This is a genomic window from Oleiphilus sp. HI0067 (assembly GCF_001635735.1).
On record NZ_LWFI01001620.1, the window covers coordinates 1 to 13,663 of the forward strand.

Consider the following 13,663-nt stretch of genomic DNA (forward strand, 5'->3'; position numbering starts at 1 on the left):
AGAGCCAGAGCCAGAGCCAGAGCCAGAGCCAGAGCCAGAGCCAGAGCCAGAGCCAGAGCCAGAGCCGCCTCAAGTACGAGTACGCGAAAACTCCTTTAAGAACTTGCCCGAATTCGAAGCGCTTTTGTTTGACGTGAAAGGTCTTCAGCTCGCAGTACCTTTAGTTTCTCTGGGCTCGATTCATCGTATCGATTCAGATATTACGCCGATCGTCGGTAGAAGTTCTTGGTACCTAGGGATGCTTAATAGCAACGCCGGCAATCTGCAAGTTGTGGATACAGCTCGCTGGGTTATGCCTAGCCGAATGCAGGCATCAGGTATCGAGGATTATGAGTTTGTGATTCGACTGGGTGATACTAACTGGGCATTAGCATGTACCTCTGTTTCTCATGCCGTCAGGCTGCAACAGAGTCAAGTTAAGTGGCGTACTTGCAACAGTAAACGGCCATGGTTAGCAGGAACTGTCATAGACAAAATGTGTGCTCTGCTAGATGTGGATAGTTTTGCCGATCTGCTTGATGAAAATAAGTTGCATGTTTCGGAGTGAATAAGGTGGCGCAGAGTGCGCTATGTTCTATATTTAAGCTATGACGAGCCATTTATAACTTGGCGAATTCTTAACAATAAATACCGCGGAAGCGGTTAGTAAGAGGCGATCAATGTCTTCAAGTACAGCTCATAACTCTGATCAATTAGAAGATCAGGTACTTCAATATGTCACGTTTCGTTTAGATGATGAAACGTACGGCATTAACGTTATGCAAATTCAGGAAGTTTTGCGTTACTCAGAGATTGCTCCCGTGCCTGGCGCGCCAAATTACGTGCTCGGCATTATCAATTTGCGTGGTAACGTTGTAACGGTCATTGATACCCGCACGCGTTTTGGGTTGCCAGAGGCTGAGGTGACAGACCAGACACGCATTGTTGTTCTTGAACTTGAGGGTCAGGTTGTTGGTGTGCTTGTTGATTCGGTTGCAGAAGTTGTTTATTTGAAGCAGTCAGAAGTTGAAACAGCGCCGAACGTTGGCAACGATGAAAGTGCACGGTTCATTCAAGGTGTTTGCAATAAAAATGGCGAGCTGATCATTTTGGTTGAATTTGAAAAAATGCTGTCTGAAGAAGAATGGGCAGAAATGGCATCGCTATAGCCACAGGAAAACCTTATGTTGTTTGGAATTATCCTTGATCCGCTAATGTTAGTGTTAGCGTGTTCATCCATCTTTGCTTTAGCTGCGTGCGGCATTACCTTGCGCAAACAAGCCATGGTAGAAAAACGTTTAATCAAAAAAATTGATGCGCTATCTAAAGAATTTAATGCCTTAAGCCACTCAACTCTTGGTATGGGAAGGCGCATTCAGGGTGTTGTTGATAAGCATGATAGCTTGGAGATATCCGTCGAAGAGATACATCGTAACGATCCCGTTAAAGTCAGTTATTCAGAAGCAGGGCATTTAGTACGGATGGGAGCAAGTGTTGAAGAATTGATGAGCGCTTGCAGTATTTCTCGTCCTGAGGCGGAACTTGTTTCTGCATTGACAAAACAAGCGCAAGAAAAAGAAGACGTTCCAGTTCTTAATACGAAAATCTAAAAGTTAAAGCAGGAGATTAGCGATCCTGCTTAAGCTTTCAAGCTACGTGACGTACTTTCTCTTCGTTGCTGCTAAGTGTCTCTAGGTTGATCGTATTCAGTTGAGTCACCTTTGCATTCTGAGAAATACGTAATTGTCTTTCAACGTAATGTTCAACAGCGCGAACAGCACGATCATTTAACTCCGCAAAGTTCATCTGTAATTCGAATGTGTCTCGAGATAGACGTCGTAATGAAACAACATCACACGTTGTTGTTACTCGGCCGACTTCTGGCAAGCCAAAATCAACATCCAGTTTTACTGATTGCTTTGGGGAAAGAGATGGAGTTTTAGGGAAAATATTTGCGAGTGCTTGATAATCACAGTGTAGAACAATTCCGCTTTTTGAAACTGCATCTAATTGTGTGTTAACACTACCTGATTCTGATTCAACGCTAACCGTACCATTTCTGGTCAGTTGCGTATGATAAATTAAACTTCTGCTCATGCTAATCTCTCTTGTTGCTCTCGCAACATCTACTCGTCACTTGGTTTGTAAACCTTGCACAGTATTAGTTGGTGCGATTTGACGCTTTGTTGTGCAAGTGAACGACCTACAAACTACTTAAGTCACGTTTTCTTAAGCAAAATCGTTACCGTTATTGTGAGATTAGATAAATATCAGGGCTTAGCCACCATGTTTATGTAAGAAAATGATATAGAAATGCTACCGTTTATAGCCCAGCTGGTCATAAATAGTGCGGCGTCCCACAAAATTCGCCTTTCTTTGTAACATTCGTTAACAACTGGCTCTACCGACCCTACTTTTAGGGTAGTGCTGGTGATGGATTCTTGAATGCAACGTAAGTGCTGATCCGCTATACTTCCGCGCCATCAATCCCGTCTTTTATTGAGATATTTCGTTAGTATGAGTGAAGTTAATAATCCTTCTGATGATAAAGCTAAGGTTTCGTCCTCTGGTAAAGTAGGTCTGGTTCAATTAGGTTGCCCGAAAAACCTCGCGGACTCAGAACGATTGCTGACTCAGTTGCAATTAGATGGCTATGACATCGTTCCAAGTTATCAAGATGCGGATGTTGTTGTCGTGAATACCTGCGGTTTTATCGACGCGGCAAAGCAGGAATCACTGGATGCAATTAACGAAGCGCTGTCAGAGAATGGTAAAGTGATTGTTACGGGCTGCATGGGTAAGGGTGCCGATGCGGATCTAATCAAGCAACAAAACCCTGATGTATTGAGTGTGAGTGGTCCAGCTGATTATGAGACTGTGCTTAATACTGTTCATGAATATATTCCGCCAATCGAGGATGCAAAACATTACAGCGATATGGTGCCTTCGCAAGGCGTTAAATTAACGCCACCGCATTTTTCTTATCTGAAAATATCTGAAGGGTGTAATCATCGTTGTGCATTTTGCATCATTCCGCATATGCGAGGTGATCTAGTAAGCCGACCAATCTCTTCTGTTTTAGAAGAAGCACAAAAACTCGTTAATGCGGGTACGCGCGAGCTACTCGTTATTTCACAAGATACGAGTGCTTATGGTGTTGATGTTAAGTACAAGCTTGATTTTAACGCGGGCTCGCCATTAGAAACGCGCATGCAAGATCTTGCTGTTGCGCTGGGTGAGTTGGGCGTTTGGGTGCGATTACATTATGTGTATCCATATCCGCACGTTGATAAGATTATTCCGTTAATGGCCGAAGGCAAGATCCTTCCTTATTTGGATATTCCGTTCCAGCACGCGAGTAAAAAAGTACTCAAAGCAATGAAACGACCTGCTCATTCTGAAAAGGTTTTGGATCGTATTAAAAAATGGCGGGAGCTCTGCCCAGACTTAACTATTCGCAGTACATTTATCGTCGGTTTTCCTGGCGAGACTGAGGAAGATTTTAAAGAGTTACTCGAATTCTTGGATGAAGCACAATTAGATCGCGTTGGTTGTTTTACTTATTCACCTGTTGAAGGTGCGCCAGCGAATGATTTGCCAGATCATGTTCCGAGTAATGTCGCAGAGGACCGTAAACGTCGGTTTATGGAGAAGCAAGCTGCGATTTCTGCACGCCGCTTGCAACGAAAAGTTGGAACACGGCAGTTCGTGATCATTGATGAAATTGCCGACGAAGGCGCAGTTGGTCGTACGATGGGTGACGCGCCTGAGATCGACGGACAAGTCTTTATCGATGGCGCTACCTTCCTAGATGTGGGAATGATCGTTGAAGTCGAAATTGAGGAAGCTGATGAATACGACCTTTGGGCGCATCTCGTTTAATTCGCTTTATCTACTTTCTAATTAGGGTATTAGACTACGCTGGCGTTGCTGTGGTGCACATCGTCAGCGTCCCTTGATCGTCACTAAGTTGTAGTTTTACTGTTATGGCTTGATAGTCTTTTAGCGACACTGCATGCGATCCGCCACAAAAGATCTCAGCTTGTTTGTCATTCAGGCGACATTGCCAGCGCTTGGTATCGTTCAGTTTATTCCCATCGGCAATCATGGTGATTGATTCCCCAGTCGCGACCCAGCTTTCTAATGTTTGATTTATTAGCGCTTGCACGTTTTCGAGCTGTTCTAATGCTTCAGCCGCTTTAAAGCCTTGCTTTCGCTTAAGTGATTTTCCAATGCGGTATTCGTCACGCGATTTAAACTCGGTGACCTTTGAATCTGAGATCGCCATCTTATCAAAATCTGGATGCCCGAGGCTGTCCTCGGTTACCTCGCGTTTCCAATAGAGTTCCATCGCTTGATTGAGCGCGAGAGCAGATAGATGGCAAGCAGAATGCCCTAGGTTTAGCGCGTTTCGATAATTCTCATCTACCTTTAATTCTGCAGCTTTCCCAATCAAATGATCTGCTGTTATGTCTGTAGATATAAGGTGGCCGACAAGATAATTCCAACCTTCATCAAAGCGCTTAGCCGTAATCTCTGAACCGAATTCAAAATGTTCATCGTCTTGTGATTGGGTGACGACAATGCAGTCCTCTAGCGTATAACAGTGATCGTTAATGACAATTTCGCCTTTATCAGCTGGTTGGTCAGGCCATATGTGATCAACAGGGTGAAAAGGGCTTTGCTCGCAAATAATCAATACTTTCCCATCCCAGTCAATAGCGCCGAGTATTTTAGATTTTTCATTTAGTGAATTTTGGAAGAAGGTGACAGTGGTGGGCGCAATAACGGTCATGATGAACCTCGTAAAGAAACGAAGTATGGTTATAGGAAAGGGATGTTACGCCGTCAAGAATACAAGACCTCAGAAACTCAGAAAGAGAGTAGAGCGAATATAATCTCTACTCTCTGACGAGTTTAAAGGGCTATATCGTTGATAATTCCGGTTGTTTTCTCTTACCTGCTCTTTTCTCGCGCATTTCCTCTATCTTGGAAACCAGAGCTGGGATTACAAATAGAATCAGTACTGTTGCGTATGCAAGGCCAAAGGAAATACTGACCGCCATAGGGATTAAGAACTGTGCTTGTAGTGATGTTTCAAATAACAAGGGTAGCAAGCCCGCAATAGTTGTTAGTGATGTCAACATGACTGCTCTTAGGCGTAAGCAGGTGGCATTGATAATTGCTTCTTGTATGGCTTGGCCTTGCTCTCGTAGTTCTCGGTAAAAGGTGACGAGGATAATGGCATCATTAATCACAATCCCTGAAAGGCCAAAGAAACCAAACCACGAAAGCATGGTGAGATTAATTCCAAGCAGCCAGTGACCCAAAATTGCACCTGAAATGCCGAGTGGAATGGCCAAAATCACGGCAAGCGGCCATGAGTACGAACCGAAAACCCACGCCAAAATAATGTAAATAAGCGTTATGCCTATACTTGCGCCTAGCATCATTTCAGCGCCTGTCTGGCGTTGCTCTTCAGCTCTTCCTTTAAGCTCGTAATCTAAGCCGTAGCGCGCTGCTAGCTCTGGGAGGAATTGTTCGCTAACGTCGTCTAGCACGACATTTGCGTTGTTCAGTGACGCGTCAACACCCGCAGTTACACGCAGGCCAAATCGTCCGTCAGTGTGTCGTACAAGCTCTAGTCCCTTGCGAGAGCTTAAACTTACAACGTTGTCTAATCGAACAATGTCGCCAATTGCTGTGACGATGGGGAAGCCGTTTAAAGTGCGTGAGGTATTGCGTTCTTGATCTGGTAATAAAATACGTACTTCTACTTCTTCATTTTGATCGTAGAACACCTGAAGAAGTTGGCCATCAAATCCCGCTCGAAGTTGATTGCCTACGTCAGAAACACTCAAACCAAGAGATTCACCTTGCGTGGTAAGTTCGTATATAAATTGCGATTTGCCGTAAGGGATGTCATCTTGAATATCATTCACGCCAACATAGCCCTTTAATGCATCCTGAAGCTCTTCGCTCGCTGCTTTTAATATATCGCTGCTTTGGCCTGTTAAGAATATATCGATGTCTTTGCCAGGAGGACCACCGCGAGGACTAGTAATGCTAAGTTGCTCAACGCCATCAGGCATTTGTAATGCATCTTTCCACGCGGAAATTAGTTCAGGGTTGCGCACTTCTCGCGAGTCTGGCGTGACCGTTTCAACATGTAGCGAGGCATATTGCTCTCCTTGCTGGTAACTTTGCCCTCCATCAAAGGTCGCTTGGTTAACACGCAATACAGCATGGACAATCAGGTCATCTTCGCGGTTGTATTTCTCTTTCAGTTGATCGTTCGCACGCCACAATGCGTCCTCTAGGTTGCGAGCAAATGAGCGTACTTCCTCAGGCGGCGTGCCTGCGGCAAATTTTGCATTGCCTAGTAGCACGTGGTTTTCAGGTTGAGGGAAGAATTCAAACTGGATACGCCCCGATATGATGAGCGTAATAGATATAAGAAAAACAGAGACTGCGAGCATTAAGGTCGTGCCCCGGTTTTGTATTGCTTTCGTCGCGAGCTGTCTAAACGTTCCGTCTCGGAAGGCATTAAACTTAGAATCAACCGCCACTCGAAAACGACTTTCTTTGGCGTTGTGCCCCATTTTTTTCAAGCTGTGATTCAGGTGCCCCGGCATAATTAAGAAGCACTCAATGAGTGATGCGATGATTACGCAGATAATGACCAAGGGAATGGCGAATAAAATATTACCAATAATGCCGCTAATGATAATCAAAGGCAGAAATGCAGAAATAGTGGTTAGCGACGACGACATAACAGGGACAAACATACGTCTGGCACCGCCTTCGGCAGCTTGCAAGGCACCTTCACCTTTTTGAAAGTGAGTTAGGGCGTCTTCACCAACAACAATGGCGTCGTCGACAATAATCCCAAGGGCCATAATAAGCGCAAACATGCTGACCATATTGATGGTACCACCCATTGCGTACATAACAGCAAGCGTTCCTGCGAATGAAACAGGTATACCAATCGTGACCCAAAACGCGACGCGACCATTTAAAAAGATAAATAAAATTGCGACGACGAGAATCAATCCACCGATGCCGTTCTTCACAAGTAGGTTGATACGGTCTTCGATTAATACATATGCTTCGTTGTATGAATCTAAGTACACCGTTGGAGGCAAGCTTTCACTGGTTTCTTTAAGCCAAGTATTAAAGGTCTCTGCGGCTTGAAGTGTGTCAGAGGAGGGCGTTCGCAATATTCTCATCAATACGGCGGGGCGGTGCTTGTAAAATACCTCGACCTGTTTTTCTTTGTTGCGGCGTTCTACTTCCGCAAATTCGCCAAGCCGCAATCGTTCACCGTTTTTAGCTGTGAGCACGACAAGATCCTTAAAGCTTTCTTGGTCGCGACGTTGTTCAATGCTGCGCAGCTCTCGTGCGACTTCATCCTTTGCCGAGGTGCCAGCAGGAATATCTTGGCTAGCGCTCGTGATTGACCTGCCGAGAGAAGGAATAGATTCTCCGATTCTGTTAATGTCCTGAGTGGATACCGTGATTGCAATTTCTTGCGCGGGAAGTCCAATAAGTTCAACCTTTGAGATACCACGTGCAATTAGCTCACGTTCGAAGTCGTAAGCGAGCGGGCGAAGCTCATCGCGAGAGGCGTCTGCCGATAGTATTAGGGTAGCGACATCTTCATTGATCACCACTTTAGATATTTCGGGTTCTTCCGCATCAGACGGGAGATTCCGGACCAAGGATACCTGTTCCTTTACCTGATCGAGGGCAAGTCCCATGTCTGTGCCTTCATCGTATTCAAGGCTGATCACAGCGCTTGCTTGATACGAGGTCGACTTCATCTCTTTCACGTAATCAAGATCGCGTAATTCCTGTTCTAAGGGCGTAACAATGGACTTAGCAACGTCTTCAGCACTGGCTCCCGGCCAAATGACACGCACTGTAATATAATCGGGCTGAAATGAGGGGAGAAATTGTGTGTTGAGTTTGAGCAGAGATACCGCTCCTGCGATCAGCAGTATCAGCATCAACAAGTTAGCGGCAACACGGTGCTGCGCGAACCGTCCGATTAAATCGTGCTTGTGTTTCCCTGTGTCGAGCGCCATTACTTAACCACCTCCGCGCCTTGAATAGAAACTTTCAAGCCATTGATGGCTTTGGGTAGCTGGGTGGTAATGATTCTGTCGCCATCCTCCAGTTGGTTGCTGCGTACTAAAATTCGGTCTCTTTGTGTATCGCTATACAAGTTACCAATGATGTCCACGTTCAGTGATTCAAGTCGGTCATTGACCACTTTAAATACGAGGTTAGTGCTATAAATTGATGAGATAGGGAGGGCTATGACGTCTTGTTGCTCTGGTAACTTCATGACTAGCTTAACGCTCTGATTAAGCGGGATCTGGGATGAATCCTCGGCTGAGAACCACGCATCATGGCCGCCATGGCTTAGATTGGCTGAGTCTGACAAACGATCCAATACGAAGTTTTTGTTTTTGACAACGGCATGCACTTTTTCTCCAATTGCTATTGCCGTGCTAACTGAAGCTAAAACGCTGTTCGGGATTTGAGCTTTGTATTCGACCTTTGCTGTATCAAATATAGTGGCAATGGTTGCACCTGCTTGTACACGCTCGCCTGGTGATACATTTACCGAGGTGATGCTACCGTCAAAGGGAGCTGTGATCTTTGTTTTGCCTAAGTCGCGTTGTGCCAACTCAAGTCTAGCTTCTGCTCTTTTAAGTTGAGCTTGAAGTTGCGCTAAACGTGGCTCGTGGTCTTGAATGCTCTGTTCGCGATTGGTGACTGCTAATTCAGATTGCGCGACGTTCGATTCGGCGAGTTGTTTGCGCTCAATTGCGACTAATTGCGATGCGTTTAGCTTCTGCTGTCGAACCAATGCATCCTTCGCGATCTCATACATTCTTTGTTCGCTTTGAAGCGCGCGTTGATCGGCTTTGTGTCTGTTATGTTCTGATTTGATACGCGCCTTCAATTCTTGAACATCTGCAAGGGCTTGAGTACTCGCAATACGTGCGTCGGTATCGTCAAGCTGAACAATTACGTCGCCTTGTTTTACCTTTTCGCCGATTAAGGCGGGTAAGGCAATGACATCTGATGAGAGTGTTGTACTAAGGTTAGCGTGGTGCGGTGACTCCGAGCGTGCGTAAAGTTCAAACTCCGGCTGCGCAGTCATCTTCTCAACACTTGCCACACTCACTTGCCATACCTTCTCAAGACTTGGACGTGTTGGTGCTTCGGGCTTAGTCGCTAAGAGGAGCGCTATAACACCTACTGCTACGAGAAATATGAGAACGGGGCGAGTCCATTTGCCAAGAAATGATTTAGGCATTGATTAGTCCTATTAGATAAGAAAGGCATTAAGTATTGAATGAGTATACGGTAGAAATGCATGGATACGTGAGTCTACGAAGTCTGTGAATGTCTGGATTTTATGGCAGATCTTGTTAAGAGTGTAATCGTGAATCCATCACTTTAATATCAGTAGTAATTTTTAAACGCAGCTATACGCTTAATTGAAATCACCCCACAACCATTGCAACACAGACAAAATAGTTACCGGCGCGGTCTCTGTTCGCAATACGCGAGGACCAAGCGTGCAGGCAATAAAGTTATTCTGTGTCGCGTGGTTTATTTCATCGCTCGTAAGTCCACCCTCGGGGCCAATCAATATGATGACGCGCTCAGGTGATGGACTTACTGTTGCCAAGTCTTGAGTGTCACGATGATGCAATACTAGCTTTATCACTTTGTTTGTTGCATTCGCGTTTACGAAGTGATCTAAGATCTCTACTTGTGCGATCGACGGCACCGTTGCACGACCACATTGCTCGCACGCACTAATAGCTATTTGTTGCCAACGCTTAATGCGCTTGTCTTCTTGTTGGTTATCAAGGCGGACCTCGCAGCGTTCGCTTGTTAATGGCGTGATTTGATTGACGCCCAACTCACATGCTTTCTGAATAGCGTAATCCATTCGATCGCCACGAGACATGACAATAGCTAAATGTGTATGAAGGTTTGATTCTGACTCGCAGAAGATTCTATCTTTGGTTTGTACCGTGACATTACGTCGATCAATTGTTGCGATCGTCGCAGGGTAGTAATAGCCGTCTCCATTGAATAGTTGCAGCGCAAAGCCTTTCTTCATACGCAATACTTTTATGATGTGCTGAGCAGCTTGATCATCAAGTGTGATCGACGCGTTATCATCTAGATTGGTAGAGACATAAATATTGGGGATTCGCATAGCGGGCCTTTTCGTGCGCTTCAATCTGGCGACCAGACATTAGAAAGATGCGTAGTGTAATTCATGCTGCACACCACTGCCTACTTTCTAGCGAAATTCATGACACCAAATTACGTGTTTAATATGATGGTGAATCGATAAACGCTGATTTGAATAGATCGATAAAGCATCTGTGTTTCACCGGCATGTATTGATAGTTTTTGTAGATCAGATACACAGGGATTTTGCTTGCGACATCAGGAGGCGTGATATCTATGAGAGAGCCTTTTTCGATGAACGGCTTTAGCATATGTTGAAAGCAAAAACTGGCTGCGAAGCCAGATGAGGCAAGGTTCAAAAATGTCGCTATATCAACACCGGTATGTACTAAATTTGTTGGATGAGGAATAGGGCTGTCCTCGTGTGTTAGAAGCTTTTTGATTGGAATGTTGTTCGGAATGAGCAGAGGGTAATTGGTCAAGTCAGAGATATGTTTGGGCTTTCCGTATTGCTCGACTAAAGCTTGACTGGCGGCGAAGGCTGGTTCTATATCAAAAAGCTTGATGCCAATCATGCCTGAGTCTTCGAGCGTCCCTAGACGAAAAGCAAAGTCGTAGTCGTCCTCAGTCAGGTTCTTTTTTTCAATAGAGGCATTTGAGTCAAAGCTCACTTTGGGATAGCGAGCAGTGAATTCACTTAGAACAGGAATAATAGGGGAAGAGGACAAGGCATTCGGGAATGTAATACGGATCTTGCCGACAGCCTCACCAGAAAATTCGCGCAGTTCGGTTTCAGCCTCATCCATCTTTTGCACAATCTCTTTGCATCTTTCCGAGTAAAGCTTTCCCGCTTCAGTGAGGTTTAAACATCGAGTTGTGCGGTCAAATAACTGGATACCGAGTTGTTCTTCTAACTGGGCAATGAGTTTGCTGATGGCTGAAGGAGATCGATGCAGTTGTTTAGCGGCTTTAGTAAAGCTGCCGTGCGTGACGACCGCATCGAATGCTTCGTAATTGTTCATTCCTCGTCCCTTTGTATATTGCAGAATTTTATTCACAAGTGTTGTGTCAAAAATTCGCTGTATTCATCAATGAATCATTCTCATACTAAATTCCTGATAGGAATTTAGTGATAACAAAAAATTGATAATGTGCTAGGTCACACAAAGGTCGAGTAGACATGGAATTAAACTCTCAACACATAAAAAGTGATAACAAAGAAACCTCGAATGCTGAGAGAAAAGAACATGCACTGAGACATTGGATTGCAAACAAAGAAACTGTTTGCCCTTATGCTCCGGGTGAAGCAAGTTACTATCAGCTCCCCAGTTCGTTGACCTTTGATAGGCAAGGCGCTGCATACCTCGCTGGAATTTTACGCGAGTTTTATTCTAAAACAGTTGAGGGAAAACCAATTGAACGTTTGATCTTAATACCTGCTCATGATTGGTCTAATCACGATGATGCAAGAGATTATGCAACTAAGGCATTTTGGTGCTTATCGATGGCTTATCACTTGCAAGCGAACGGAGGCAAAAGACAAGCAGCATCGATGTTCTTAAAACTCAAAAACTATATTTCATCGAATCAAGAGGAGGGTATTGCTAACCCTGTGATTGGTAAACTTCAAAACGACCGAACAAAAGCGCCGCATTCAAAATCGTTGTTTTGTACAGCATTTAACCCACTGTGCTACAGCAAGTCTTTTTATCGATATGCTCCACATAGCACCCTAGTCTTAGTCAACGCTCGTGCTCTCTATTTAAAAAGATCGCAGTTTCACAAAGCGATGCAAAAGATTTCTACCAAGGTGATCTATGGAAACCTTTTAGAAGCAATGCGTGGCGAATTGTGTGTCGACTATAAGGACGTTGAACGCGAGGCTGGTTTATGGGAACAGTTACTGTTCCAGCTTTACGCATTGAACCAAGCAGGCTGGGAGAAATTACCTCCTCCGCAATTACCGGAAACTTTAGAGAGTTTTGATAGCCTGCAAGTTGATGCAAAATTTACACGTAATATAAAGCTGTTGCCTGTGATGAGTTATCTAATGAGGATGACGCATTGCGCTCCCCGAGAAATATTAAGATCGGCGTTTCGCCCCAATGGCCTCTACGCGACGCCACTTTACTTTGTTTAGCTGCGCATAAAAAAAGAGCGCTGGTGCGCTCTTTTTGAATAGAAAGTTTTATCGCTGATTAAACCTTAAAACTTGATTTTTTCCTTATCGCTCAAGCCTAGGTTATCCCAGATCTTCAGAGAAGGTTCAGCTTGGTTCATGCTGTAGAAATGAATGCCTGGTGCACCTGCATCGATGAGTTGTTCGCACATACGTGTGACAACCTCTTCGCCAAATTTAAGGATACTGGCTTTATCATCACCATACGCTTCAAGTTGCTTGCGGATCCAACGAGGAATCTCTGCGCCACACATATCACTAAAACGAACCAAGTTCGTGTAGTTCGTGATAGGCATAATGCCAGGGACGACTGGAATATTGACGCCCATCGCTTCAACACGATCGATAAAGTAGAAGTACGAATCGACGTTATAAAAGTATTGTGTAATCGCACTATTCGCACCGGCATCAACCTTACGCTTAAAGTTGATTAAGTCTTCTTCTGCACTTGGAGCTTGAGGATGGAACTCAGGGTAAGCAGCAACTTCGATGTTAAAGTGATTTCCACTGTGTTCACGAATAAATTCAACAAGTTCGTTTGCGTATTTCAATTCGCCTGCAGAACCGCCCATACCTGATGGCAGATCGCCACGAAGGGCAACAATTCGATTAACGCCACGCTCTTTGTATAAATCAAGCAAGCTCGCAATTTCTTGTGTGCTCGAACCTACACAAGAGAGGTGAGGCGCAGTTGAAATGCCTTGATCTTGGAAGTTAAGCACCGCATCGATGGTACGCTCTTGTGTTGAACCGCCTGCACCGTATGTCACTGAAAAGAAATCAGGTTTACGGCGCGCTAGTTCGTCACGAACGACCTGCAGCTTTGCTTTACCTTCTTCCGTTTTTGGCGGAAAGAATTCAAAGCTAAATCGGCGCTTAAATTGTTTTTGGGTTTCCATAATGTTTCTCAAATGGAGTTAAATGGGGGCAGAGTAAAAATACCCAGACCCCAATTTTCTATTTTAATCTAACGTAAAACGTCAGACTTAATACTTGTAAGACTCCGGCTTGTATGGGCCGTCAACAGGAACGTTGATGTAATCCGCTTGCTCTTGGGTCAATTGCGTCAATACACCGCCGAAACCTTCAACCATGTCTTTTGCAACTTCTTCATCAAGCTTCTTAGGAAGTACTTTAACGTAAACGTTTTGTGCTTTCTCAGCTTCTGGAAGGTCTGCAAACTTAGCTTCCCAAAGATAGATTTGTGCCAAGACTTGGTTCGCGAAAGAACCATCCATGATACGGCTAGGGTGACCCGTTGCGTTGCCTAGGTTAACC

At 44.7% G+C, this 13,663-nt stretch carries 13 protein-coding genes; 5 read left to right on the forward strand and 8 right to left on the reverse strand.

Annotated features, from left to right (window positions below):
• From A3739_RS26180 to A3739_RS26190, 3 genes are all read left to right on the forward strand, one after another.
• A partial coding sequence (locus tag A3739_RS26180; RefSeq protein ID WP_197472597.1) for a chemotaxis protein CheW occupies nt 1–547 on the forward strand: 547 nt, incomplete at its 5' end.
• Between the two features lie 112 nt (nt 548–659).
• Nucleotides 660–1,148, forward strand: a complete 489-nt coding sequence (locus A3739_RS26185) for a chemotaxis protein CheW (protein WP_068475076.1) — start codon at nt 660–662, stop codon at nt 1,146–1,148.
• Between the two features lie 15 nt (nt 1,149–1,163).
• Complete coding sequence (locus A3739_RS26190; RefSeq protein ID WP_068475079.1) at nt 1,164–1,589, forward strand: DUF2802 domain-containing protein; 426 nt, start codon at nt 1,164–1,166, stop codon at nt 1,587–1,589.
• Nucleotides 1,590–1,626: 37 nt separating this feature from the next.
• Here A3739_RS26190 and A3739_RS26195 read toward each other — a convergent pair whose 3' ends face one another.
• A complete protein-coding gene (locus A3739_RS26195; RefSeq protein WP_068480071.1) occupies nt 1,627–2,076 on the reverse strand; it encodes a hypothetical protein in 450 nt (149 codons plus the stop codon).
• A 420-nt stretch (nt 2,077–2,496) separates the two neighbouring features.
• Here A3739_RS26195 and rimO point away from each other — a divergent pair, with 420 nt between their 5' ends.
• Nucleotides 2,497–3,861 (forward strand): 30S ribosomal protein S12 methylthiotransferase RimO, encoded by a 1,365-nt coding sequence (gene rimO / locus A3739_RS26200; protein ID WP_068480075.1) that lies wholly within the window; start codon nt 2,497–2,499, stop codon nt 3,859–3,861.
• A 34-nt stretch (nt 3,862–3,895) separates the two neighbouring features.
• Here rimO and A3739_RS26205 read toward each other — a convergent pair whose 3' ends face one another.
• From A3739_RS26205 to A3739_RS26225, 5 genes are all read right to left on the reverse strand, one after another.
• Nucleotides 3,896–4,774 carry a hypothetical protein gene (locus A3739_RS26205; protein ID WP_068480078.1) on the reverse strand — a complete coding sequence of 293 codons (879 nt, stop codon included), beginning with the start codon at nt 4,772–4,774 and terminating at the stop codon, nt 3,896–3,898.
• Nucleotides 4,775–4,904: 130 nt separating this feature from the next.
• Nucleotides 4,905–8,066 (reverse strand): efflux RND transporter permease subunit, encoded by a 3,162-nt coding sequence (locus A3739_RS26210; RefSeq protein ID WP_068503324.1) that lies wholly within the window; start codon nt 8,064–8,066, stop codon nt 4,905–4,907.
• Nucleotides 8,066–9,310: an efflux RND transporter periplasmic adaptor subunit gene (locus tag A3739_RS26215; protein ID WP_068503327.1), complete on the reverse strand. Its 1,245-nt coding sequence runs from the start codon at nt 9,308–9,310 to the stop codon at nt 8,066–8,068. The genes A3739_RS26210 and A3739_RS26215 overlap by 1 nt, the downstream gene beginning before the upstream one ends.
• Before the next feature lie 180 nt (nt 9,311–9,490).
• Complete coding sequence (locus A3739_RS26220) at nt 9,491–10,228, reverse strand: 16S rRNA (uracil(1498)-N(3))-methyltransferase (protein WP_068480085.1); 738 nt, start codon at nt 10,226–10,228, stop codon at nt 9,491–9,493.
• A gap of 118 nt (nt 10,229–10,346) precedes the next feature.
• A complete protein-coding gene (locus A3739_RS26225; RefSeq protein WP_068503330.1) occupies nt 10,347–11,228 on the reverse strand; it encodes a LysR family transcriptional regulator in 882 nt (293 codons plus the stop codon).
• 158 nt (nt 11,229–11,386) lie between these two features.
• Between A3739_RS26225 and A3739_RS26230 the strand changes: the two genes are divergently transcribed.
• A complete protein-coding gene (locus A3739_RS26230) occupies nt 11,387–12,346 on the forward strand; it encodes a hypothetical protein (RefSeq protein WP_068503333.1) in 960 nt (319 codons plus the stop codon).
• Nucleotides 12,347–12,411: 65 nt separating this feature from the next.
• Here the strand turns inward: A3739_RS26230 and metF are convergent, their stop codons facing one another.
• On the reverse strand, nt 12,412–13,284 hold the full coding sequence (gene metF, locus A3739_RS26235) for a methylenetetrahydrofolate reductase [NAD(P)H] (RefSeq protein ID WP_068480094.1): 873 nt from the start codon (nt 13,282–13,284) through the stop codon (nt 12,412–12,414).
• A gap of 87 nt (nt 13,285–13,371) precedes the next feature.
• The coding region (locus tag A3739_RS26240) for an adenosylhomocysteinase (RefSeq protein ID WP_197472598.1) at nt 13,372–13,663 on the reverse strand (292 nt) is incomplete at its 5' end.

Excerpts from the sequence above, each read along its gene's own strand:
- rimO (WP_068480075.1), top strand. The coding sequence starts at position 2,497 with ATGAGTGAAGTTAATAATCCTTCTGATGATAAAGCTAAGGTTTCGTCC.
- A3739_RS26190 (WP_068475079.1), top strand. The coding sequence starts at position 1,164 with ATGTTGTTTGGAATTATCCTTGATCCGCTAATGTTAGTGTTAGCGTGT.
- metF (WP_068480094.1), bottom strand. The coding sequence starts at position 13,284 with ATGGAAACCCAAAAACAATTTAAGCGCCGATTTAGCTTTGAATTCTTT.
- A3739_RS26220 (WP_068480085.1), bottom strand. The coding sequence starts at position 10,228 with ATGCGAATCCCCAATATTTATGTCTCTACCAATCTAGATGATAACGCG.
- A3739_RS26210 (WP_068503324.1), bottom strand. The coding sequence starts at position 8,066 with ATGGCGCTCGACACAGGGAAACACAAGCACGATTTAATCGGACGGTTC.
- A3739_RS26215 (WP_068503327.1), bottom strand. The coding sequence starts at position 9,310 with ATGCCTAAATCATTTCTTGGCAAATGGACTCGCCCCGTTCTCATATTT.
- A3739_RS26225 (WP_068503330.1), bottom strand. The coding sequence starts at position 11,228 with ATGAACAATTACGAAGCATTCGATGCGGTCGTCACGCACGGCAGCTTT.
- A3739_RS26195 (WP_068480071.1), bottom strand. The coding sequence starts at position 2,076 with ATGAGCAGAAGTTTAATTTATCATACGCAACTGACCAGAAATGGTACG.
- A3739_RS26205 (WP_068480078.1), bottom strand. The coding sequence starts at position 4,774 with ATGACCGTTATTGCGCCCACCACTGTCACCTTCTTCCAAAATTCACTA.
- A3739_RS26185 (WP_068475076.1), top strand. The coding sequence starts at position 660 with ATGTCTTCAAGTACAGCTCATAACTCTGATCAATTAGAAGATCAGGTA.
- A3739_RS26230 (WP_068503333.1), top strand. The coding sequence starts at position 11,387 with ATGGAATTAAACTCTCAACACATAAAAAGTGATAACAAAGAAACCTCG.